Genomic DNA, 21,515 nt, shown 5'->3' on the forward strand with positions numbered 1-21,515 from the left:
CCCCTTTGCCGGGGAGCTACCGGGCCGTTCGTGTCGGGGTCAGTGGTCAGCGCAGGCCGGTCCCCCGGGCGATCGCGGTGTCGATGAGGGTCGACAGGAGCGTGCGGTAATCGACGCCCGTGACCTCCCACATCTTCGGGTAGGCCGACTTCGTGGTGAAGCCGGGCATGGTGTTGACCTCGTTGATCACCAGGTCACCGGCGTCGGTGACGAAGAAGTCGACGCGGGCCAGGCCCTGGCAGTCGAGCGCGCGGAACGCCTCGACGGCCATGGCGCGCAGGCGGTCGGTGAGGGCGTCGTCGAGCTTGGCCGGGATGTCCAGCTCGGCGTCTTCGCCGAGGTACTTGGTTTCGAAGTCGTACCAGGCGTCCTCGCCCTCGGCGAGCACCCGGATCTCCGCCGGCAGCGACGCTTCCACGCGGCCGTCCGGGAACTCCAGCACGCCGCACTCGACCTCGCGCCCGATCACCGCGGCCTCCACGAGCACCTTCGGGTCGGTGCGGCGGGCCAGCTCGATCGCGGCGTCCACATCGGACCAATCGGTGACACGCGAGATGCCCACGGACGAGCCCGCCCTCGACGGCTTCACGAAAACGGGCAGCCCCAGGCGTTCCCGGTCTTCCTGGGCCAAAGTGGACTGTCCACGCCGGAGCGCCGCATACGTGCCCACCGGCAGCCCCTCCGCGGCGAGCAGCTTCTTCGCGTACTCCTTGTCCATGGCGGCCGCGCTGGCCAGCACGCCCGGGCCCACGTAGGGGAGGTCGGCCATCTCGAGCAGCCCCTGGATGGTGCCGTCCTCGCCGAACGCGCCGTGCAGCACGGGGAAGACCACGTCGACGGCGCCCAGCACCTCGGTGGCCTTGCCGGGGTCGACGGTGCGCAGCTCGCGGCTGGTGGCGTCGCCCGCCAGCACGAGCGCCCGGCCCGACTCCACGGTCGGCAGCTCGCGGCCCTGGATGCTCAGCTCCCGCGGGTCACCGGTGCCCAGCACCCACCCACCCTGCGGGGTGATGCCCACCGGCAGCACCTCGTAGCGCTCCGGATCCAGGTTCGCGATCACGCTGCCCGCCGACAGGCACGAGATGGTGTGCTCGCTGCTGCGCCCGCCGAACACGACCGCCACGCGGATCTTCTCAGCACTCATGGTGGCTCACCGTACCGGGTGACCATGGCGAACGGCGCGCACCCGGTGTCGCGAGGGGTACCGCCGGTCGGGTGGGATGGGTGTGATCAGGCTTGTCGTGGGTGTGGTGGGCGTCGGTGCGGGGCTGGGCCCTCATGGTGGTGACGACTGCTCGGGGGCGGGCTGAGTGGTCCGGTCGTACCGCGGGCGGGTGGTGCGGTCACGTGAGGTAGTCGGTGGGCGACGGGAGCCGTTCGCGGCAGGCAGCCTGTGCACCACCGGACCCCTCCCGACGGCGGCCGAGGCGCTACTGGACCACTCGCAACGCGGCCGTGGCGGGGCGGGTCCACTCGCAACGCGGCCGTGGCGAGGCGGGCCCGCTCACCACATGCGCGGCCCGCCATCGGACCCCTCACCGCTGCCGAGGCTGCGCACACCGCGCCACTCGCAACGCGGCGCGGCGGGACCGGTCGCCACGAGGGCCACGTGCGAAAGGACCACTCGTGCCATGCGCCGCGCACCACCGGACCCCTCACCACGGCCGCGACTACGCACACCGCGCCACCCGCAACACGGCCATAGCGCGGCGGGACTGCTCACCCCGACCATGGCGGCGCCACCGAACCGTTCGCGATGTCGACCTCGCAGGGCGGGACCGGTCGCCACGAGAGCCATGCGCGAAAGGACCACTCGTGCCGTGCGCCGCGCACCGCCGGACCATTCCGACGGCGGCCGCGGCGTGGCGAGACCAGTCGCCCTGACGCCCACGCGCCAATGGACCACTCACGCCAAGCAGCCGCACCACAGGACCACTCACCCGATCTCGCGGCGCCACCGAACCGTTCCCGATGCCGACCTCGCACGGCGGGACCGATCGCCACGAGACCATGCACGAAACGACCTCTCTCGCCATGAGCCGCGCACCACCGGACCGCTGGCCATGGCCGCGGCACCACCGGACCGTTCGCAATGCCGACCCTCGCGCGGGGGGACCGGTCGTCCCGAGGGCCACGCGCGAAAGACCCCTCGCGCCAAGCAGCCGCGCGTCACCGGACCGTTCGCCCCGAACAAGGCGGCACCACCGGACCGCTCGCGACGGCGGCCGCGGCGCGGCGGGACCGGTCGCCCGGAGAACTACGGGCGAAAGGACCATCCACGCCAAGCAGCGGCGCATCACCGGACCGACTCACCGCGGCCATGTCCGCGGAGCCACCGGACCACTCGCGACGGCGACCGCGGCGCGGCGCGACCGATCCCCCTGAGGTCTGCGCGCGAAAGGACCACTCACGCCAGGCCACCGCGCACCACCGGACCATTCGCGACGAGCGCCGCAGCACAACTACACCACTCCCCCGCCCCGGCACCGCGCCACGATCCAACAGCAGGCTCACCGCAACAACCCCACCAAAGCCGGCAACGCACTCACCAACGCCTCCCGCGAACACCCCGCATACCCCAACGCCACCCCGTGCACCGTCGGCGTCCCGGCGAAGTGGCGGGCGAGCCCGTCGAGGCGGATCCCCTGCTGGTCGGCCGCCGCGAGGCACGCGGTTTCCCGCGCGGCGGACGTGAAGGGCACCACGAGGTGCGCGCCCGCATCGTCGCCCAGGATGGGGATTGCGGCGGAGGTGAGGGCGTCCGTCAGGAGAGAGCGGCGTTCCGCCAGTTCGCGGCGAAGTTTGCGCAGGTGGCGGCCCAGGTCCCCGTGGCGGGCGAGTTCGACGAGGACGCGCTGGCCGGCCGGGGAAGGGCGGGTGCCGGTGAGGTCGCGGTAGGCGAGCACGGCCGAGGCGACCGCCGGCGGTGCCACGAGCCAGCCGGCGCCGAGCGTCGGCGTGAGGATCTTGCTGGTCGTCCCCAGGTGGACGACGACGTCGGGCGCGAGGGCGGCCAGCATGGGCAGCGGGGCGACGTCGAAGCGGAGCTCGCCGTCGTAGTCGTCTTCGATGACGAGCATGCCGTCGGCGCGGGCGCGTTCGACGAGTTCCACCCGGCGTGCCGCGCTCATGCGGCTGCCCATCGGGTACTGGTGCGCGGGCGAGCAGTACACGGCACGCGCGCCGGCCGGGATGGCGTCCGGGCGCAGGCCCTCCTCGTCCACGGGCACGCCCACCACGGTCAGCCCCGCGGTCCGGAACGCCTGCACGGCCCGCTGGTACCCCGGCTCCTCGAACGCCACCACCGCACCACGCCGCAGCACCGCGGCCGCCAGCTCGACGACGGCCGCCGTGGTGCCGCCCGTCGCCAGGACCGAGCCGGCGGCCAGGCCGCGGTGGCGCAACAGGTGTTCCGAAACGGTGGCCCGGTATTCGGGCAGGCCGGCGCGGTGCGCACGCACCAACGGCTCCGGGTCGGCCGCTGCCCGCCACGCGCGGCGCCACGCGGCGCGGTCCAGACCGGCCGCCCACGGCGTGCCCGGCGTCAGGTCCAGCACGGGCGCCACCTCGGCCTCGGCCACGAGCGGTCCCGCCGGCGACACCGAGGCGGCCGCGCGCGTCGGCGGAGTCGTCACGTACGTGCCCGAGCCGTGGCGGCCGGCGATCCAGCCTTCGGCGTGCAGTTGCTCGTACGCGGCCGACGTGACCGTGCGCGAAACCCCGAGCCGCTCGGCCAGCGCCCGCGTGGACGGCAACCGGTCGCCGCCGCGCAGGTGCCCGCTCGCGGCGGCCTCTCGCAGAGCGTCGGCCAGCTGCACGGCCAGCGGCGTGCTCGCCGCGCGATCGAGGCTCACCGGCAGAGCGGTGTCGGCGTAGGACACGGGAACCCCCGAACCGAAGAAAAGTGGACTTTCCAAGTGTAGAAGAAGTGGCCGTTCAACGTATCCACTCGCCCGCGAGACACTGCGGACATGACCAGCGTGGACATGACCAGCGCGGACCTGCCCAGCCTCTCGCCGACCGCCCGCACCACCCTCGGCCGCAAGAAGAACCGTGCGGCCACCGACCGCGCGACGCTGCACGCCGTCCTCGACGAGGCCCTGATCTGCCACCTCGGCCTCGTCCGCGACGGCACGCCGCTCGTGCTGCCCACCGGCTACGGCCGCGACGGCGACACGCTCTACCTGCATGGTTCCACGGGCGCGGCCAGCCTGCGCACCGCGGCGCAGGACCTGGACGTCTGCGTGACCGTGACCCTGCTCGACGGCATCGTCTACGCCCGCTCGGTCAACAACCACTCGATGAACTACCGCAGCGCCGTCATCCTCGGCAAAGCCAGGCTGATCACCGACCCCGACGCGAAGCTCCACGCCCTGCGCGTGCTCACCGACCACCTGTCCCCCGGCTCCTGGGACCACGCCCGCGGCGTGAACGCCAAGGAGTTCGCCGCCGTTTCCGTGCTCGCCCTCGACCTCACCGAAGCCTCGGTCAAGCTGCGCGCGGAAGGCCCCGACGACGAGCCGGAAGACGTCGACGCCAACGCCGCCTGGGCCGGCGTCCTCCCGGTGAAAACCGTGTTCGGCGAACCGGAACCCTCGGCCGATCTGGCCGACGGCTGGCGAGTGCCCGGGCACGTCGCCGGGCGAACCGTCAAGACAGCGGCAGCCGCACGGTGAACACGGTGTGGCCCGGTCGGCCGGCGACGTCGACCGTGCCACCGTGCGCCACCACCAGCGAATGCACCACGGACAAGCCCAGGCCGGTGCCGCCGGCCGAGCGCGTGCGCGAGTTGTCCACGCGGAAGAACCGGTCGAAGATCCGCCGCTGATCCTCCGGCGCGATCCCGGGCCCGGCGTCCTCCACCCGGATCACCGCGAAGGAGTCCACGACTCCCACGGACAGCCACACCTGCGTCCCCGAAGGCGTGTGCACGGCCGCGTTCGCCAGCAGGTTGTCGAAGATCTGCCGCAGCCGCACGGGATCCGCGTCGACGACCACCGGCGAAGCAGGCAGCGAAACCGACAGCGGATGCGCCGGCCGCCCCACCCGGAACGCGTCGGCGGCGTCCGTCGCCACCGAGACAACGTCCACCCGTTCGGGGCGCACCGGCGGCTCGACGTCGTGGGCATCGAGGCGCGCGAGCAGCAGGAGATCGTCGACGAGCACGCTCATCCGCGCCGTCTCCTCGCGGATCTTCGCCAGGTGCGCCTCGCGTTCCGCCGGCTCGTTCGCCGCCGCGTAGCGGAAAAGGTCGGCGTAGCCGCGGATCGACGTCAACGGCGTCCGCAGCTCGTGCGACGCGTCGGCCACGAAACGGCGAAGGCGTTCGTTGGCCGCCGTACGCGCGGCGAGCGACGATTCGATGTGCGTGAGCATCACGTTGAACGCCGTGCGCAGCTCCGCCACCTCCGCGCCGCCGCCTTCGCCCGTGGCGCGCACCGGCAGGTTCGCGGTCGCCGTGAGGTCGTGCGACGCGATGTCGTGCGCCGTGCCCGCCATGTCCGACAGCGGTCGCAGCCCGCGCCGCAGCACGAGCCGGCCCACCACCACGAGGATCGCCAGTGCCAGCAGGAACGCGATCACCTCGACCAGCACCAGCTGCCGCACGGTGCTGTCCAGGTCCGCCTGCGGCGCCGCGCTCAGCAGCACGGTCCCGCGGCCGGCCGAGTCCGTCGCGACGGGACACGCGCGCACGCGGTAGGGCCCGTCGCCGTGGATGTACACGGTCCGGAAGACGTCGCCGCCCGTCGCGTCGGCGGCGACCTCGGCCAGCGGCTTGAGGTCCCTCGGCAGATCGCTGCCCGGCTGCGGTGTCGCGACTCCGCGGTCGACCTCGAACACCGCGGAGAACCACGAGTAGACGACCTGCGGGCTGCCGTGCGAGCTCCGCAGCCCCGGTACCTGCGCGACCTGGCTGGTCTTGAGCTGCTCGTCGAGCCGGCGCCCGAGGTAGCCGTGCATGAACTCGACCGTGACGGCCCCCACGATCGCGAACACCACCAACGCCAGCACCCCGAGCCCGAATGCCAGCCGCGTGCCGAGCCGCGACGCGCGCCACGCGCCGTACCAGCGGCGGACCCAGCGCCGCAGCCGGCTCACCGGCCCGCCCGCGCGACGTAGCCGACGCCGCGCACGGTGTGGATCAGCGGTTCGGCGCCGTCGTCGAGCTTGCGGCGCAGGTGCGAGATCACCAGCTCGACCACATTGGACCGGCCGCCGAAGTCGTACTCCCACACGTGGTCGAGGATCTGCGCTTTCGTGAGCACGGCCGGCGAGCGGCGCATGAGGTAGCGCAGCAGCTCGTACTCCGTCGGCGTCAGTTCGGCGAGCCGGTCGCCGCGGCGGACCTCGCGGGTGTCCTCGTCGAGCGTGAGGTCCTCCACCCGCAGCACGGCCGTGCGCGGCGCCGACGGCAAGGCGTTGCTCCGGCGCAGCACGGCACGCAGCCGCGCCATCAGCTCCTCGACGGAAAACGGCTTCACGAGGTAGTCGTCACCACCGCGGGTGAGCCCGGCGATGCGGTCGGCCGTCGCGTCTTTCGCCGTCAGGAAGACCACGGGCACGGCGTTGCCGGTCTCGCGCAGGCGATCCAGCACGGAGAAGCCGTCGAGGTCGGGCAGCATCAGGTCGAGCACCACGATGTCGGGCCCGAACTCCGCCGCGCGGCTGAGCGCGGCCGCGCCCGAGCCCGCCGTCACGGCCGTCCAGCCCTCGTAGCGGGCGACGGTCGCGACCAGGTCGGCGATGTGCGGTTCGTCGTCCACGACGAGCAGCCGCACCGGGTTCGGGTTGTCCACTCCACCATCCTCCGTGACCACCGCGCGGGCGCGCGAGCCGACGCCGCGGCCGACAGCCAGTCGACAGGTTCCGCCCAGATCCGCCACAGGTTCCGCCGCGACGCTGGTTTTCGTGACCGACAGCCGAAGGGAAGTCCCGTGAGTGTCCTGACCCCGATCGCCGTCCCGCCTCGCCCGGCGGTCGCGCCGCGCGTGGTCGCCAAGGCGTGGATCTTCGCGTTCCTGGCGGCCAACGTGGTGCTCGCCACGGTGTCCTTCGCCGTCGGCGGGCTGTCGGACGACCCGTTGATCAGCGCCGGGCGCCTCGCCGGGATCTACGCGGCGCAGGCCATGGCCGTGCAGCTGCTGCTCGTCGCGCGCCTGCCCTGGCTCGACCGCCGCCTCGGCATGGACCGGCTCACGTCGTGGCACCGCTGGACGGGGTTCAGCCTGCTGTGGCTGCTGGTCGCCCACGTGGTGCTGGTGGTCGTCGGCTACTCCGCGGTCGAGCGCACGAACGCGCCCGACGAGCTGGTGCAGCTGGCGAACACCGTCGAGGGGATCCTGCGCGCGATCGTCGCGTTCGTGCTCATCCTGGTCGTCGGCGCGGCTTCCGCCCGTTTCGCGCGCAAGCGGATGGCCTACGAGACGTGGCATTTCGTGCACCTCTACACCTACGCCGCCGTGGTGCTGGCCTTCACGCACCAGATCGCCGTGGGGCAGTCGTTCGCGAGCCACCCGGCGGCGCGGGCGTACTGGTGGACGCTGTGGCTGGGCGCCGGACTCGCCGTGCTGGCCGGACGCGTGCTCCTGCCGTTGCGGCGCAACCTGCGGCACCGGTTGCGGGTGGTCGCCGTGGTGCCCGAGTCGCGCGACACCGTTTCGGTCTACCTGACCGGCCGCGATCTCGATCGGCTGCCCGCCCGCGCGGGACAGTTCTTCCTCTGGCGCTTCCTCACCCGCGACCGCTGGTGGCAGGCCAACCCGTTCTCGCTGTCGGCCGCCCCGACGGCGGGACGCTGCGCCTGACCGCCAAGGCCGTCGGCAGCTCCAGCGCCGGCCTGCGGTCCCTGCCCCTCGGCACGCGTGTCTTCGCGGAAGGGCCATACGGCGCCTTCACGACCATCCACCAGCAGCGCCCCAACGCCCTCCTGATCGCCGGCGGCGTCGGTATCACGCCGATCCGCGCGTTGCTCGAAGACGTGAGCGGTCACGTCGTGCTGCTCTACCGCGTGCGCACCCCCGCCGACGCCGTGCTCCTGCCCGAGCTCCACGCCTTGGCCAAGACCCGCGGGGCGGTCGTGCAAGTCCTCTGTGGACCTTCGGACCAACGCGGCCCCCACGGGCCCGTGCTCGGCCCCGCCGCGCTGCAGGCCCTGGTGCCGGGCCTCGGCGACCGTGACGTGTTCGTCTGCGGGCCGCCCGGGATGACGGCGGCGGTGCTGCGCAGCCTCCGGGAGCTGCGGATGCCCCGCACCCAGGTCCACGCCGAACGCTTCAGCCTGGCCGCGTGAGGAGCTTCCGATGAAGAAGACGATTTTCGTGGTCGCGCTGTCCATCGCCGGTTTCGTCTCGGTGTGGCGATTCGACCCGGCGCCCCCGACCAGCACCGCCGCGCCGCAGGTGAGCACCGCACCGTCCACTTCGGCCGGTTCCGGTGCCGTGACCACGCAGGGCACGGCCGAGGAGACGGAGTTCGGCACCGTGCAGGTGCAGGTGACGTTCTCCGGCAGCCGCATCACCGATGTCACCCTCATGCAGCAACCCGACAGCGGCCGCGGCGTCGCCGCGATCCCGCTGCTGCGCGAGGAAGCGCTGCAGGCCCAGAGCGCCGACATCGACACCGTCTCCGGCGCGACGATGACCAGCGAGTCGTACATCAAGTCGCTGCAGGCGGCGCTCGACGCGAGAGGCTCGTGATGGCCCCGCACGTCGAGCAGGTGATGGGCTTGCCCGTGTCCCTCGACCTGCGCGACGACGGCGACTTCACCGCCGCCGTCGCCGACGCGTTCGCCTGGCTGCACGAGGTCGACGAGAGGTTCAGCCCGTTCCGCGCCGACAGCGAGGTCTCCCGCCACGACCGCGGCGAGATCGCGGACCTCAGCGATGAGCTCGACGAAGTCCTCTCGTTGTGCACCTATTACGAAGAGCTCTCCGACGGCGCGTTCACCGCGAAGCTGCCCGGCCGTGGTCTGGACCCCTGCGCGGTGGTCAAGGGCTGGGCCGTGCAGCGCGCCGCCGACCGCCTCCACGCCGCCGGCACCCGTGACTTCTGCCTCAACGCGGGCGGCGACGTCGTCACCTCCGGGGAACCGGAGCCCGGACAGCCGTGGCGCGTCGGCATCCGGCACCCCGAGCTGCCCGAAGCGGTGTGCGCCGTGGTCGCCTCGCGCGGCGGCGCCGTCGCCACCTCCGCGGCGTACGAACGCGGCGCCCACATCCTCGACGGCCGCACCGGCCGGCCCGCCACCGGACTGCTGAGCGTGACGGTCGTCGCCGGCGACCTCACCCACGCCGACGCGCTGGCCACGGCCGCCTTCGCCCTCGGCACCGACGGCATCGCCTGGGCCGCCGCCCAGCCGGGTTGCGCCGTGCTGATCATCGACGCGCAGCACCGCGTGCACCGCTCCCCCGGGCTGGTGCCGACCTGAACCGAGTGTCCACAGTGCACACCGTGACCTTCCGACCGGTCGGCGCGTGATTTCGTTGTCACTCGATGTTCACGGCGGCGGCGAAACGCGGGAGCGTTCACTGCGTCTACTGGGTGTGCTGCGGTTGACAGTGGTAACAGGTGTGGTGGGTGTTTTGGTCGCACCGTTCTTGTCGGGTGGTGCGACGAGACCGAGCGGCGTGGAGCTGCTCGGCTACGTGGCCGCGGTGCTCGTCGCCGCGACACTGGGGCTGGCGCGCTCGCGCAAGGTTAGGATCGCCGCGACCGTGATCGGGGTGGCCGCCGCCGCGGCCGCCGTGGTGCGGCTGGTGCTCGACGTGCGCGGAGGTGTGCCCGGCCTAGACACCCCGGTGCTCGCCGTGGGCGCGGTGGCGGTCGCGATCGGGTTGTTCGACTCCACGTCGTGGCGGATCCGGCCCGTCGGCGTGCTCGTGACGCTCGTCGTGCTGGCCGCCGCGGTGGCGGCGCCGTTCGCCGCGGCCCGGGTCGCCACCGCGAGCACTACTCGCGGCGCGCCCGACCTGACCCCGGAACCGGTGGCCGAGAAGCCCGGCGCCCGGCAGTGGTCGTGGCAACCGCCGGCCGACGTGAGCCGAATCGTGGCCGCGGGACACGGAGTCGCCGTCGCGACCGTCGACGGTTCGGTGACCGCGCTCGACGGGCTCGACGGCAGCGCCGACTGGTCCTACGCAAGACCCGGCGCCCGGGTCCACGCCCTGCTCGCGTACGCCGACCGGCGCACGGTCGTGGCCGCGTTCGCGTCGAAAACCGACAGCAGCAACGACCTGGTGGTCGTCCTCGACGCCGACACCGGCACCCCGCGCTTCGACCGCGTGGTGCCGTCGGTCCTGGTCGAGACCGGCGGGATCCTCGCGGGCACCAGGACGTTGACGATCCGCGACGACACCTACACCGGCTACGACATCGGCACCGGCGACGAACTCTGGCGCTGGTCCGCGCCGGCCGGCTGCCAGAACCCGTACACGTTGCCCGCGCAAGCCCGGACCGTGGTGCTCGCCGCGCTGGAGTGCGGACGTTCTGCGGGGCTCGTCGCGCTCGACGAGGCGACGGGCAAAGAACGTTGGCGCCACGTGGTCGAGACCACCGGCCCTGACGACGAACGGCTCGACATCTCCCCCGCCACCACGACCGACGGCGCCGCCGTGTGGCTGCGGCTCGTCGGCCGCGCCGCCACGCCGGGCTCGGTCCTCAACGGCGTGTTCGACACCGAGACCGGCCGGCTGCTGAACCGGCCGGACGCGACCCGGTGGGTGCGGATGGACGTGGGACCGACGCCGGTGATCGAACAGGACAAGACCTCCGCCGAAGCCCTCGATCTGAGCAACGGTGCCACTCACCCGATCGACCTCGGCGCCTGCGCCGTGCGTTCGGCCGACGCCACCACCCGCCACACGTACCTGCGCGCGTGCCAGGACACCGGCCGCGACGTGACCCTGGTCGTCCAGGACTTCGACGGCAGCGCACTCACCAGCAAGGTCATGGTGCCGGCGGGCTCGGGCTCGCTCCCGGATCTGAAGCTGGTGCCGGCGCCCGGCGCGATCGTCCTCGCGCGCAGCACGTCCGGCGGCACACCCGCGCCGGTCGTCGGCCTCCCCGGCTGAGGCCGGCGAAACCGCCTCGCGGGAGACCGGTCTTTTCGGGCAGACTGCGATCACCGCGAACAAGCAGGGGAGAGGCGATGCCGTCCACCGTCGAGAACACGACCTTCGACTGCGCCGACGCGTATGCGCTGGCGCGGTTCTGGAGCACCGTCCTCGGCCGGCCGATCGCCGACAGCGACGAACCGGGCGACGAGGAGGTCGGCATCTTCCTCGACCACGGCGGGATGCTGCTGTTCATCCAGGTGCCGGAAGCGAAAACGGTGAAGAACCGCATTCACCTGTGCCTCACCCCGGACGGCCCGCGCGACCAAGAGGTCGAGCGTCTGCTGGCCGCGGGCGCCACGCTGTTCGACGACCAGCGCAACGCCGACGGCACCGGCTGGGCCGTGCTCCACGACCCCGAAGGCAACGAGTTCTGCGTGCTGCGCAGCAAAGCCGAAAAGGCGGCGAAGTGACCGAGTCGTTCGACCTCAACCGCGCCAACTGGGACGAACGCGCGGCCGTGCACGCGAAATCGGAGTACTACGGCTTTGACAAGTTCGCCGCGGACCCGGCGTACCTCAGCGACGTCGTGCGCTTCGACCTGCCGCGCCTCGGCGACGTCACCGGGCTGCGTGGCGTGCACCTGCAGTGCCACATCGGCACGGACACGCTTTCCTTGTCCCGGCTGGGCGCCCGGATGTCGGGCCTCGACCTCTCTCCCGGTTCGCTGGCGGAAGCCCGCAAGCTCGCCGAGAGCGTCGGTGCGGACATCGACTACCACGAGGCCAACACCTACGACGCGGTCGACGTTTTCGGCGAAGGCACGTTCGATCTCGTCTACACCGGCATCGGCGCGCTGTGCTGGCTGCCGAAGATCGACCGGTGGGCCGACGTCGTGGCGCGGCTGCTGAAGCCGGGCGGGCGGCTGTTCGTCCGCGAAGGGCACCCGATGCTGTGGACGCTCGACGACGAAGCCGAGCACGGCTGGCCGAAATACGAGTACTTCGAGCACGAAGAACCGCTCGTGTTCGCCGAGGAAACGACCTACGTCGAGTCCGCCGGTCCCATCGTGAACAGCACCACGCACTCGTGGAACCATTCGCTGGGCGAAATCGTCACGGCGCTGCTGGAAAACTGCCTCACGCTCACCGCGCTGACCGAACACGACTCCGTGCCGTGGAACGCGCTTCCTCGCGAGATGGAGCAGGTCGAGGGCGGCGAATGGCGGCTGCGCGAGAACCCCCGCCGCCTCGCGGCGAGCTACACGCTGCAGGCGGTGAAATCGATCTAGCGCGGTTTCCTAGAGTGCGGGCATGACTTCCGCTCCCCGAGCCCGCGTGGCCGTCGCCGCGCTGGGCGGCACCATCTCCATGAAGCCCGGCCGGTCGATCGAAGACGGTGTGGTGCCGCGGCTGACCGCCGAGGACCTGCTCGGCGACCTCGGCGCCGACCTGCCGATGGACGTCACCGCGGCCACGCTCGCCGGCATCTCCAGCGCGTCCATGGACTACGAGACCCTCCTGCGCACCCGCGAATGGGGCCTCGAACAGGTGGCGGCCGGCGCGGCCGGGCTCGTCGTGGTGCAGGGCACGGACACGCTCGAGGAGACGGCCTACTTCTTCGAGCTGACCTGGCCCCACGACGTGCCCGTGGTCGTCACCGGGGCGATGCGCAACGCGAGCCTGGCGAGCGCGGACGGCCCCGCGAACCTGCTCGCCGCCCTCACCGTCGCGGCCGAACCCCGCAGCCGCGATCGTGGCGCGCTGGTGGCGTTCAACGACGACGTGCACTCCGCGCGCTGGGTCCGCAAGGCGCACGCGAGCCACCTCGAAGCGTTCTCGTCGAACCCGGCGGGACCGCTCGGGCTGCTCGCGGAACGCTCCGTGCACTACTTCCACCCGGCCGGCGGACGTGCGGGCGCCCTTTCGGTGGACGGCGCCGACTTCACCGGGCTGGTTCCCCTGCTGGAATCCGGGATCGCGGACACGGGTGAGCTGCTCAAGCTCGTGCTCGACGGCGGTGCCCGCGGTGTCGTCGTCGCGGCCAACGGCGTCGGACACGTGTCGACGGGAACCGCGGACGTGATCGCCGCGGCGCAGGTGCCGATCGTCGTCGCGAGCCGCACCGGCGCGGGCACCACGTTCCGCGGCACGTACGGGTTCCACGGTTCGGAGTCGAGCCTCATCCGCCTGGGCGCGACGATGGCGGGCTGGCTCGACCCCCGCAAGGCTCGCGTGCTGCTTCAGGTCCTGCTCGCCACCGGCGCTTCGCGCGAGGTCGTCGAGAAGGAATTCCGGCTGCGCGGCGATCTGGACCGGTGAGTCAGTCGCGGACCGGGCCGTCGAGTGGATCGTGGTGGTACGACCGCATCGCCCGCGGGCCGTTGCGGTAGACGTGCACGCTGATCGCCGGGTCGGGTCCGTCGTTGCGCACCTCGTGCACGTACCCCGGCCCGAACACGCGTGACTGCCCGGCGGCCAGCGCGTGCACCTCGGTCACCGCGCGGCCATCGGACGAGCGGCGCGCGACCGTCTCGGTCAGCCGGCCGGACACGATCGTGAACGCGCCGGTCGAGTACTCGTGGTCGTGCAGGTCGGTGTGCTGGCCGGGCAGCCAGCTCAGCAGCCAGATCTCCTGCCCGGCACCGCGGTGCACGAGGGCCGAGAAGCGCTGTTCGGGGTCGTAGCGCAGCAGGCTCGCCCAGCGTTCGCGGTCGGCGGCCACCTCGAGGGCGACGCGCACGGGGTGGCGCAGGGCGGGGTTCTCGGGACGCAGCAGGGTGTTGTCCGGGACGGCGAACATGGTCGTTCCTCGCAGAAGAAAGAGAGAGTGAAGCTGGGCCGGGGCTGGGTTCACCGACAACAGCGACACGACGAGGGTACGACCGGGCCGAGGTCACTGGACCTCTGCCACACAGTCATCTCGCTCATCGTCACGCCGACAGCGAACCAGCACCGGCCCCGGTGGTCAACCGGATCCCAGTTGTTGGGAGATCAGCTCCACTCGTGCTTCTGCGAACGCCCCAGCAGCTCGGCGCCGGCCTGACGCGGGTCCACGCCCTCGTGGCACACGCGGTGCATCGCGTCGGTGATCGGCATGTCGACACCGAGGCCGCGCGCCAGCTCGCGGATCGACGAGCACGACGTGACGCCTTCGGCGACCTGCCCGCCGGTGGCGGCCTGCGCCTGCTCCAGCGTGTCGCCGCGGCCGAGCCGTTCGCCGAAGGTGCGGTTGCGCGACAACGGCGACGAGCACGTGGCCACGAGGTCGCCGAGACCGGCGAGCCCCGCGAACGTGAGCGGGTCGGCGCCGAGCTTCGCGCCCAGGCGCGCCATTTCCGCGAGCCCGCGCGTGATCAACGTCGCCATCGTGTTGGCGCCCAGGCCCATGCCGGCGGCCATCCCGCAGCTCAGCGCGATCACGTTCTTGCACGCGCCGCTCAGCTCGACGCCGACGACGTCGGTGTTGGTGTACGGCCGGAAGTACTGGTTCGAGCTCGCCCGCTGGAACGCCATCGCGCGCTCGTGGTCGGCGCACGCCAGCACCGCCGCGGCCGGTTGTGCCGCGGCGATCTCCCGGGCCAGGTTCGGCCCCGAAACGACCACGATCTCACCCGCGTCGACCTTCGCCAGCTCGGCGATCACCTCGCTCATGCGCTTGAGCGTGCCCAGCTCCACGCCCTTGGCGAGGCTCACCAGGATCGCCTCGCGCGGCAGCAGCGGCTGCCACGCCGTGAGGTTCGCGCGCAGGCTCTGGCTCGGCACGCCGAGCACCACGGCCTGGGCGCCGTCGAGCGCCGCCGCCGGGTCGGCCGTCGCCGTGACGCGGTCGGGCAGCCGCGTGCCGGGCAGGTACGACTCGTTGGAGTGGCGGGCCGTGATCTCCTCGGCGACCGACTCGCGCCGCGCCCACATCGTCACGTCGCGGCCGGCGTCGCCGAGGACCTTGGCGAACGCGGTGCCCCACGAGCCGGCGCCGAGCACCGTCACCCGCTGCACGTCCGAGGCGAAAGCGGCCATCAGGCGCCGTCCTCCGGCTTCTTTTCGGGCGGCTCCTCCTGGCGGATCTCGGACAGCAGGCGGGTCACCTCGTCCATCATCAGCTTGGTCACCGCACGCAGCGTGGAGGCGCTGCGCGGGTTGGCGTCCGCGTACGGCGAAAGGTCCAGCGGGTCGCCGACCAGGTGCGTCACGGTCTTGCGGGGGAACGGCGTGAGCTTCTTCGTGTAGCCGTTGTAGATGAAGTTCGTGCCCCAGCGTGCGATCGGGATCACCGGCACGTCGTTCTGCAGCGCGAGGCGCGCGACACCGGTGAACGACTCCTTGGGCCAGCCGGCCGGGTCCTTGGTGATCGTGCCCTCGGGGTAGATCACCACGATCTTGCCCTCACGCAGCGCCTCGTGGGCGGCCCGGAGGCTGTCGCCCGCCGCACTCGAGTTGCGCGACACCGGGATCTGGCCCGACGCCGTCGCGATCTTCCCGAGGACCGGGACCTCGAGCAGGCTGTCCTTGAGGAAGAACCGCGGCACACGCTTCTGGCGGTGCACGAACACGGCGTCGACCACGGGGTCGAGGTGCGAGATGTGGTTCAGCACCAGCACCGCCGGGCCCTGGCGCGGAATCTTCTCCGCGCCGATGTAGCGCCGCTTCCCGATACGGGTCAGCGGGTAGAACACGAAGGCGGCCAGCCCCACCCAGAAGCCGCCCTTCTCACGCCGCGCCAAAGCTCCTCCTCGGTCGATCCACTCGGGCAGATCCTGCCGCGCCGGGGTTCACGCAGTCCAGGGAGGGTGCGCTCACCCCGCGCCACGCCGGGATCGGGTAAAGATGGACGGGTGAACGTGGACCTGGTCGTGCCGTTGAAACACCCCAGCGTGGGCAAGTCGCGCCTGCGGGGCGCGCTGGCCGGGGCCGAGCACGCGGACCTGGTGCTGGCGCTGGCGTACGACACGCTGGCGGCGGTCACGTCCGCGGCCGGGGTACGGCGCGTGCTGGTGGTGGCCACCGACCCGGCGGCGGTGTCCGAGCTGGCCGGTCTGGGCGTGGAGCTGGTGCCCGAGCCGGTGGGCGGCGGGCTCAACGAAGCACTGCGTCACGGTGCGGCTCTGCTGCGCGACGGCGAGCCGGGCGGGGTCGTCGGTGCCCTGCAGGCCGACCTGCCGGCGTTGCGCGCGGGGGATTTCGCCGCGGCGCTGGCCGAGGCGGCGGGCCGGCGCGCGTTCGTGGCCGACCACCAGGGCACGGGCACCACGCTGCTGCTGTCGGCGCCCGGCGCGCCGCTCGATCCGCGTTTCGGCGCCGGTTCCGCCCAGCGGCACACCGATTCGGGGGCCGTCGCGCTGAGCGGGGCGATGGTGTCGTTGCGCAGCGACGTGGACACTTCGGACGATCTGCGCCACGCGCGTGCGCTCGGTGTCGGCAAACACACGGCGGCGCTGCTGCCCGACGAAACCGTCCCGATGGGCTGAGGTGTTCATTTGACCTTCACCGCGGTCTGCGCAAACAGCGCGTTCGTAGTGAACAATGGGCAGCGTGAGCACAGACGACGCCAGCACATCGGGACAGCCCGCTCGGCGGCGCAGGGCCAGCGCGGCGAAAGCTGACGCCCCTGCGAGCCCCGCACGACGCACCAGCGCGGCGAAGAAGACGACGCCGGCCAAGAGCGTCACTTCCGCGGACGCGGTGAAAACGGCCGCGCGCGGAACCGCCGCCAAGGCGGGCAGCAACGCCGCCGGCAAGGCCAAGACCGCGAAAACCGAGCCGGTGAAAAGTCCGCGGGCGCGCAAGACCACCGCGGCCACGGCCGTCGCCACCCCGGAGACCACCCGGCCCGCGAGCCGCCGCACCACCGCCGCGCTCGACGGTTCCGCTGCCTCCGGCGAAGATTTCCGCGCCGTGCCCTCGGCTCCGCCCGCCGTGACCGCGATGGCGCCGACGGCCGTCGAGACGCTGCCCGACGACCGGTACTTCAACCGCGAGCTGTCGTGGCTCGACTTCAACGCGCGCGTGCTCGCGCTGGCCGAGGACGAGTCGCAGCCGCTGCTCGAGCGGGCGAAGTTCCTGGCCATCTTCGCGTCCAATTTGGACGAGTTCTACATGGTCCGCGTGGCCGGGCTGAAGCGCCGCGACGACACGGGCCTGTCGGTGCGCAGTGCCGACGGCCTCACGCCGCGCGAACAGCTTGACTACATCGCCAAGCGCAACCAGGACCTGGTGGAGCGCCACACGAGCGCGTTCGAGGACCACCTGCGCCCGGAGCTCGCGGAGCAGGACATCCGCCTCGTCGGCTGGGCCGACCTCTCGGGAGCCGACCAGCTGCGGCTGTCGAGCTACTTCTCCGAGCAGATCTTTCCCGTGCTCACACCACTGGCCGTCGACCCGGCGCACCCGTTCCCGTACATCTCGGGGCTCTCGCTCAACCTCGCGGTCACGGTGCGCGACCCGCAGGGCGGCACGGAGCGCTTCGCCCGCGTGAAGGTGCCGAGCAACGTGCCGCGCCTGATGCGCGTGGAGACCGAACGAAGCAACCGCACGGCCACGTTCCTGCCGCTGGAAGAGCTCATCGCCGCGCACCTGGGCGAGCTGTTCACGGGCATGGAGGTGACGGAGCACCACGTGTTCCGCGTCACCCGCAACGCCGATTTCGAGGTCGAGGAAGACCGCGACGAGGACCTGTTGCAGGCCCTCGAGCGCGAGCTCGCGCAGCGGCGCTTCGGCCCGCCCGTGCGGCTCGAGGTCGCCGAGGACATGAGCGAGCACATGCTCGAGCTGCTGCTGCGTGAGCTCGAGGTGGATCCTGCCGACGTGGTCGAGGTCCCGGGGCTGCTCGACCTGACCTGTCTGCACCAGCTGTCCGGTGTGGACCGCAAGGAGTTCAAGGACCGGCCGTTCGTGCCGGCGACGCACCCGGCGTTCGGCGAGCGCGAGACGCCCAAGAGCGTGTTCGCGACGCTGCGCGAGGGCGACGTGCTGGTGCACCACCCGTATGACTCGTTCTCCACGAGCGTGCAGCGCTTCATCGAGCAGGCCGCGGCCGACTCGAAGGTGCTGGCGATCAAGCAGACGCTGTACCGCACGTCGGGCGACTCGCCGATCGTCGACGCGCTGATCGACGCCGCCGAGGCCGGCAAGCAGGTCGTGGCGCTGGTCGAGATCAAGGCGCGCTTCGACGAGCAGGCCAACATCACGTGGGCGCGCACGCTGGAGCGCGCGGGCGTGCACGTGGTCTACGGCCTCGTCGGGCTCAAGACGCACTGCAAGGTGTCGATGGTGGTGCGGCAGGAGGGTTCGACCATCCGCCGCTACTGCCACATCGGCACCGGCAACTACAACCCGAAGACCGCGCGCCTGTACGAGGACCTCGGCCTGCTCACGGCCGACCCGAGCATCGGCGCCGACGTCACCGACCTGTTCAACGTGCTCACGGGCTACTCGCGGCAGGACACCTACCGCACGATTCTCACGTCGCCCCACGGCATCCGCCGCGGCATCGTGCGCGCGATCGGCGAGGAGATCGAGCTCGCGCGCGCCGGCCAGGCGGCCGGGATCCGGATCAAGTGCAACTCGCTCGTCGACGAGCAGGTGATCGACGCGCTGTACCACGCTTCGCAGGCCGGAGTTCCGGTCGACGTGGTGGTGCGTGGCATCTGCGCGTTGAAGCCGGGTGTGGAGGGGCTGTCGGAGAACATCCGCGTCCGCTCGATCCTGGGCCGGTTCCTGGAGCACTCGCGGGTGTTCCACTTCCGCGCGGGCGGCACGCACTGGATCGGCAGCGCCGACATGATGCACCGCAACCTCGACCGGCGCATCGAAGCGCTGGTGCGCGTGAAGGACCCGAAGCTCACGGCACAGCTCGACGCGGTGCTCGACTCCGCGCTCGACCCGACCACGCGCTGCTGGGTCCTCACGGCCACCGGCGAGTGGCAGCCGTTCCCGGCGGCCGGTTCGCAGGTCCGTGATCACCAGGTGGAGCTGGCGAAGCTGCACGGGGCCGCCGGATGAGCGTGGACGTCCGCGCAGCCGGTGCTGTGCTGTGGCGCCGCGCCGGTGACGGGTTCGAAGTCGCCCTGGTGCACCGGCCGCGGTACGACGACTGGTCGCTGCCCAAGGGCAAGCTCGATCCGGGAGAGACTATCGCCGCCGCGGCGGTGCGGGAAGTGCAGGAGGAAACCGGCTACCACGCGGTGCTGGGGCGGCACGTCGCGCAGACCACGTACGACGTGCCCGCCCGCAGCGGCGGTGGGGTGCTGAAGAAGACGGTCGACTACTTCAGCGGCGAGGCCGTGTCGGGTTCCTTCGTGGCCAACCACGAGGTCGACGAGCTGCGCTGGCTCGACGCGGTCGCGGCCGAGCGGCTCCTCACGCGCGACACCGACGTGCGGGTGCTGCGCGAGTTCTGCGCACTGCCGGTGTCGCTGACCACCGTGCTGCTCGTCCGCCACGCCAAGGCGGGCAAACGCGACGACTGGACCGGCGACGACGACCTGCGCCCGCTGTCCGACGCCGGCCAGCGCCAGGCGGATGCCCTGCGCACCCTGCTGCCCTGCTTCGGCCCGACGCGCGTCTTCTCGGCCCCGCGGCTTCGCTGCGTGCAGACCGTGCGCGGCGTCGCGGAGGACCTCGGCGTCGACGTGCGCCACGAGAACCTCCTGTCGGAAGAGGGCTACTGGCCCGACCCGGTCCTCGGCATCGCCCGGCTGCTGGCCATCGCCGGCGACGGTGGCACCCCGCTCATCGCCAGCCAGGGCGGCGTGATCCCCGACCTGATCAGCGCCCTGGCCGACCGCGACGGCACGGAGCTGGCCGCCGCTCGCGGGGGCGTCGTGCCCAGCAAGAAGGGCTCCCTGTGGGTCCTTTCCTTCCACCCGGCCTCCGGGGACGTCGGCCCGCGCCTCGCCGCGGCGGACTACTACCCGACGCCCCTCCCGGCCCCGGCCCCGACGCGCCACTGACGCAGTTCTTTCCCACACGGCCTCCTCCTCGATCCTTCTTCGAGGGGGAGGCCGTCTGCTTTTAGGCGAATCCCGACTGTTCGAATGCGCTCGAAAACTGCCACGGTCCCGTTTTCTGTGCGGCGAGATTCTCTGGGGACGCTTATTGGCTGAGCCCGGGCTTCGTCACTGGGGAAGTCCGCCCGAACGGCGGATCAAGCTCGGGTGGGGTGAGATTTTCACTGGCCTCGGTGGCTTCGCCGGCCAGTTCGCGGCGCTGAGGTTCGCTGTGGGCCGCCGGAGTCTTTGCGGTCGCGTCCCTTGTCCGTTCTGCCTTCACCGTCGAGTCAGCGAGGCGCCCAGACCTCTTTGCTGCGGCGGGGCTTCGCACTTCGCGCTCGGCCGAGAGTCCAAGCTCACGACCACATTCGTTCGCCCAGCTCCCGATGCCTTACCCCGCAGCCGATCCACGGGGATGGCCGACGAGCCCGAGGGTTCCCGCACCTACCAGCGGCCGCCTACGCCCTCCGTTTCTCTCGGCTGTGTCTCCAGGACCCAACTCCCGGCTCACGCCTGCCCGGCGACCCGGCGTCCACGCTCCCACCAATTCCCTCGGGCTCTCCTGACGCGCGCTGCACTCAGCGTTCTCACGCCCGGGCGCCACCGTGCAGGGCGAAGTCGTCGGCGTGCAGCTGGGGATCGCCCCGGCTATTGCGCGGCGAGTCGTCGGCCAGTGAGCGGGAAGTGTTGGCCTGGGTAGGTTCGCGCCCGAGGCGAGTGATCGGCGTGCGCCTGGGCATTGCTCCGAGGGATTGCCTGGGAATGGCCCATGTTGCGGGCCATGGTTCCTTGGCCAGGCTGAATGGTAGGGCGCGGCGGCTGAATGCGCGGGGTGAGCGGAGTGACTGTCGCGACGGCCTTGTTCCTGGCGGCGGAGTGGGGCGCGGTGGCCTTCCGTGAGGTTCGCCTCGCCCATGGATCGCCGGAAGATCGCGCCTGCGCCCATCGCCCGACCGCACCGTCAGCTCGCGTCCTGGGACCGCAAGCGCGCGTCCGCCCGCCGCCGCGACCTCGGCCTCACCGCGCCCTGAAAGACCTCGGCGCGCCACACGACCCGACCGAATTGCGCTGCACACTGTGCGCTCGCGGGCCCACCGCCCTTGCCTCAGCCCCTAACCCACAGCCGCGGAATGCCCAATACCTTCGGCAGGACCCGGTCGTTTTCCTCTGCCACGGGCTTCGCTCACCGCCCCCGCGTCGGTCTCCACCCGCACCCCTGGATGCCCTGGGCATGCGGCACGGCCTAGTGCGCATTCCTCTGCCACACCGTGCCCGCGCAGGGCCCAGCAGCCTCAACCGCACCCCTGGCCTTGAAATACCCCCGGATATGCGGCAGGGCCCCGTCCCGTGGTGGGAGGGGGCCCTGCCGCATGTGGTGCGTGTGGTGCGTGTTCCCGGCTGTGGGCCGGGGTGGTGTTATTTCTTTTTGGCGGCGCTGGTGCGCTTGGCCGCCGGCTTGGCCGGGGTCTTCTTCG

At 71.9% G+C, this 21,515-nt stretch carries 17 protein-coding genes and 1 pseudogene; 11 read left to right on the forward strand and 7 right to left on the reverse strand.

The window, feature by feature from the left end:
• Positions 1-46 precede the first annotated feature (46 nt).
• Positions 47-1,144 carry a D-alanine--D-alanine ligase family protein gene (locus tag ACWEOE_RS35540; protein WP_452017065.1) on the reverse strand — a complete coding sequence of 366 codons (1,098 nt, stop codon included), beginning with the start codon at positions 1,142-1,144 and terminating at the stop codon, positions 47-49.
• A gap of 1,366 nt (positions 1,145-2,510) precedes the next feature.
• On the reverse strand, positions 2,511-3,881 hold the full coding sequence (pdxR, locus tag ACWEOE_RS35545) for a MocR-like pyridoxine biosynthesis transcription factor PdxR (RefSeq protein WP_452017067.1): 1,371 nt from the start codon (positions 3,879-3,881) through the stop codon (positions 2,511-2,513).
• 90 nt (positions 3,882-3,971) lie between these two features.
• Here pdxR and ACWEOE_RS35550 point away from each other — a divergent pair, with 90 nt between their 5' ends.
• A complete protein-coding gene (locus tag ACWEOE_RS35550; protein ID WP_452017069.1) occupies positions 3,972-4,676 on the forward strand; it encodes a pyridoxamine 5'-phosphate oxidase family protein in 705 nt (234 codons plus the stop codon).
• On the opposite strand, the gene ACWEOE_RS35555 is transcribed toward ACWEOE_RS35550, so the two are convergent.
• Both ACWEOE_RS35555 and ACWEOE_RS35560 read right to left on the reverse strand, forming a co-directional pair.
• Positions 4,651-6,099, reverse strand: a complete 1,449-nt coding sequence (locus ACWEOE_RS35555) for a sensor histidine kinase (RefSeq protein WP_452017071.1) — start codon at positions 6,097-6,099, stop codon at positions 4,651-4,653. The genes ACWEOE_RS35550 and ACWEOE_RS35555 overlap by 26 nt on opposite strands.
• A complete protein-coding gene (locus ACWEOE_RS35560) occupies positions 6,096-6,797 on the reverse strand; it encodes a response regulator transcription factor (protein WP_452017073.1) in 702 nt (233 codons plus the stop codon). Before ACWEOE_RS35560 ends, ACWEOE_RS35555 begins: the two co-directional genes overlap by 4 nt.
• Positions 6,798-6,935: 138 nt before the next feature.
• On the opposite strand from ACWEOE_RS35560, the pseudogene ACWEOE_RS35565 reads away from it, so the two are divergent.
• The 7 genes and pseudogenes from ACWEOE_RS35565 to ACWEOE_RS35595 all read left to right on the forward strand — a co-directional run bounded on the left by ACWEOE_RS35565 (position 6,936) and on the right by ACWEOE_RS35595 (position 13,372).
• Positions 6,936-8,290, forward strand: a pseudogene (locus tag ACWEOE_RS35565) (ferredoxin reductase family protein).
• 10 nt (positions 8,291-8,300) lie between these two features.
• On the forward strand, positions 8,301-8,696 hold the full coding sequence (locus ACWEOE_RS35570; RefSeq protein ID WP_452017075.1) for an FMN-binding protein: 396 nt from the start codon (positions 8,301-8,303) through the stop codon (positions 8,694-8,696).
• Positions 8,696-9,427, forward strand: a complete 732-nt coding sequence (locus ACWEOE_RS35575; protein ID WP_452017077.1) for an FAD:protein FMN transferase — start codon at positions 8,696-8,698, stop codon at positions 9,425-9,427. The genes ACWEOE_RS35570 and ACWEOE_RS35575 overlap by 1 nt, the downstream gene beginning before the upstream one ends.
• 154 nt (positions 9,428-9,581) lie before the next feature.
• Complete coding sequence (locus ACWEOE_RS35580; RefSeq protein ID WP_452017079.1) at positions 9,582-11,069, forward strand: outer membrane protein assembly factor BamB family protein; 1,488 nt, start codon at positions 9,582-9,584, stop codon at positions 11,067-11,069.
• Positions 11,070-11,146: 77 nt separating this feature from the next.
• Positions 11,147-11,524: a VOC family protein gene (locus tag ACWEOE_RS35585; RefSeq protein ID WP_452017081.1), complete on the forward strand. Its 378-nt coding sequence runs from the start codon at positions 11,147-11,149 to the stop codon at positions 11,522-11,524.
• Positions 11,521-12,342 (forward strand): class I SAM-dependent methyltransferase, encoded by an 822-nt coding sequence (locus tag ACWEOE_RS35590; RefSeq protein ID WP_452017083.1) that lies wholly within the window; start codon positions 11,521-11,523, stop codon positions 12,340-12,342. Before ACWEOE_RS35585 ends, ACWEOE_RS35590 begins: the two co-directional genes overlap by 4 nt.
• Before the next feature lie 22 nt (positions 12,343-12,364).
• Complete coding sequence (locus tag ACWEOE_RS35595; protein WP_452017085.1) at positions 12,365-13,372, forward strand: asparaginase; 1,008 nt, start codon at positions 12,365-12,367, stop codon at positions 13,370-13,372.
• Position 13,373: 1 nt separating this feature from the next.
• Here the strand turns inward: ACWEOE_RS35595 and ACWEOE_RS35600 are convergent, their stop codons facing one another.
• The 3 genes from ACWEOE_RS35600 to ACWEOE_RS35610 form a co-directional block, all read right to left on the reverse strand.
• On the reverse strand, positions 13,374-13,853 hold the full coding sequence (locus tag ACWEOE_RS35600) for a cysteine dioxygenase (RefSeq protein WP_452017087.1): 480 nt from the start codon (positions 13,851-13,853) through the stop codon (positions 13,374-13,376).
• A 191-nt stretch (positions 13,854-14,044) separates the two neighbouring features.
• The gene (locus ACWEOE_RS35605) at positions 14,045-15,070 is read right to left on the reverse strand and encodes an NAD(P)H-dependent glycerol-3-phosphate dehydrogenase (RefSeq protein ID WP_452017089.1); all 1,026 of its coding nucleotides are present in this window, start codon (positions 15,068-15,070) and stop codon (positions 14,045-14,047) included.
• A complete protein-coding gene (locus ACWEOE_RS35610) occupies positions 15,070-15,774 on the reverse strand; it encodes a lysophospholipid acyltransferase family protein (RefSeq protein ID WP_452017091.1) in 705 nt (234 codons plus the stop codon). The genes ACWEOE_RS35605 and ACWEOE_RS35610 overlap by 1 nt, the downstream gene beginning before the upstream one ends.
• 111 nt (positions 15,775-15,885) lie before the next feature.
• Between ACWEOE_RS35610 and cofC the strand changes: the two genes are divergently transcribed.
• The 3 genes from cofC to ACWEOE_RS35625 are packed head-to-tail and all read left to right on the forward strand — an operon-like array spanning position 15,886 to position 20,001.
• Positions 15,886-16,518, forward strand: a complete 633-nt coding sequence (gene cofC / locus ACWEOE_RS35615) for a 2-phospho-L-lactate guanylyltransferase (protein WP_452017093.1) — start codon at positions 15,886-15,888, stop codon at positions 16,516-16,518.
• A gap of 55 nt (positions 16,519-16,573) precedes the next feature.
• The gene (locus ACWEOE_RS35620; protein ID WP_452017094.1) at positions 16,574-19,051 is read left to right on the forward strand and encodes an RNA degradosome polyphosphate kinase; all 2,478 of its coding nucleotides are present in this window, start codon (positions 16,574-16,576) and stop codon (positions 19,049-19,051) included.
• Positions 19,048-20,001: an NUDIX hydrolase gene (locus ACWEOE_RS35625; RefSeq protein WP_452017095.1), complete on the forward strand. Its 954-nt coding sequence runs from the start codon at positions 19,048-19,050 to the stop codon at positions 19,999-20,001. Before ACWEOE_RS35620 ends, ACWEOE_RS35625 begins: the two co-directional genes overlap by 4 nt.
• Positions 20,002-21,515: the final 1,514 nt, after the last annotated feature.

The organism is Amycolatopsis sp. NPDC004368 (genome assembly GCF_053602515.1).

What these genes read in the sequence shown, in the direction of transcription:
- ACWEOE_RS35575 (WP_452017077.1), top strand. Translation starts at nt 8,696, where the DNA reads ATGGCCCCGCACGTCGAGCAGGTGATGGGCTTGCCCGTGTCCCTCGAC.
- ACWEOE_RS35605 (WP_452017089.1), bottom strand. Translation starts at nt 15,070, where the DNA reads ATGGCCGCTTTCGCCTCGGACGTGCAGCGGGTGACGGTGCTCGGCGCC.
- ACWEOE_RS35540 (WP_452017065.1), bottom strand. Translation starts at nt 1,144, where the DNA reads ATGAGTGCTGAGAAGATCCGCGTGGCGGTCGTGTTCGGCGGGCGCAGC.
- ACWEOE_RS35570 (WP_452017075.1), top strand. Translation starts at nt 8,301, where the DNA reads ATGAAGAAGACGATTTTCGTGGTCGCGCTGTCCATCGCCGGTTTCGTC.
- ACWEOE_RS35585 (WP_452017081.1), top strand. Translation starts at nt 11,147, where the DNA reads ATGCCGTCCACCGTCGAGAACACGACCTTCGACTGCGCCGACGCGTAT.
- ACWEOE_RS35600 (WP_452017087.1), bottom strand. Translation starts at nt 13,853, where the DNA reads ATGTTCGCCGTCCCGGACAACACCCTGCTGCGTCCCGAGAACCCCGCC.
- ACWEOE_RS35620 (WP_452017094.1), top strand. Translation starts at nt 16,574, where the DNA reads ATGGGCAGCGTGAGCACAGACGACGCCAGCACATCGGGACAGCCCGCT.
- ACWEOE_RS35625 (WP_452017095.1), top strand. Translation starts at nt 19,048, where the DNA reads ATGAGCGTGGACGTCCGCGCAGCCGGTGCTGTGCTGTGGCGCCGCGCC.
- ACWEOE_RS35550 (WP_452017069.1), top strand. Translation starts at nt 3,972, where the DNA reads ATGACCAGCGTGGACATGACCAGCGCGGACCTGCCCAGCCTCTCGCCG.
- ACWEOE_RS35595 (WP_452017085.1), top strand. Translation starts at nt 12,365, where the DNA reads ATGACTTCCGCTCCCCGAGCCCGCGTGGCCGTCGCCGCGCTGGGCGGC.